The following is a 694-nucleotide window of genomic DNA, read 5'->3' on the forward strand; positions in this document are numbered from 1 at the left end:
GCAAGCGCGCGGACGGCGTGCCGCTGGCGCGGTCGCAAGGCGCGACCGTGATCCTGATGGACGACGGCTTCCAGAGCCCGGCGATCGTCAAGGACGCTTCCCTGATCGTGATCGACAGCGAGCGCGGGGTCGGCAATGGGCAGGTATTTCCCGCCGGCCCGCTGCGCGCGCCGCTGCGGCCGCAACTGGCGCGCACCGACGCGCTGATCATCGTCGGCGACGGCTCCGCCGCTGCGCCGGTGGCGGCGGAGATTGCAGCGCAAGGCAAGCCGGTGTTATCAGCGCATCTGAAGCCGGACGAGGCGGCGGTGAGGCAGCTTCGCGGCCAGCGCGTGCTGGCATTTGCCGGCATCGGCGATCCAACGCGATTCTTCAACACGCTGCGCGCTGGCGGTATCGATGTCGTCATGCAGCGCGCCTTCGCCGATCATCACCCGTATTCGCAGTCCGAGATCGAAGGATTGATTACCGAGGCTCGGCGCGACGGGCTGACATTGGTGACGACGGAAAAGGATCTGGCGCGGCTGCGCGATCGGCAGCACATCGTGCCGTTCGCGGTAACGCTAGAGTTCGACGATCCTGCGCGCCTGCGAAAATTCGTCGCCGACCGGCTATTCAAGGCGCGCGAGAGGAAAGAATCGTAGATCCTATGGGGTGGCAGGTGGTCAGGGGTAAGCTGAGTTTGCGAACACCC

General features: G+C 66.0%; 1 pseudogene. It reads left to right on the forward strand.

Annotated elements, in window-relative coordinates:
- A pseudogene (gene lpxK, locus CP49_RS47860) lies at positions 1-644 on the forward strand (tetraacyldisaccharide 4'-kinase); the annotation flags it as partial.
- Between the last annotated feature and the right edge of the window lie 50 nt (positions 645-694).

Source organism: Bradyrhizobium valentinum (assembly GCF_001440405.1).
Lineage (GTDB): Bacteria > Pseudomonadota > Alphaproteobacteria > Rhizobiales > Xanthobacteraceae > Bradyrhizobium > Bradyrhizobium valentinum.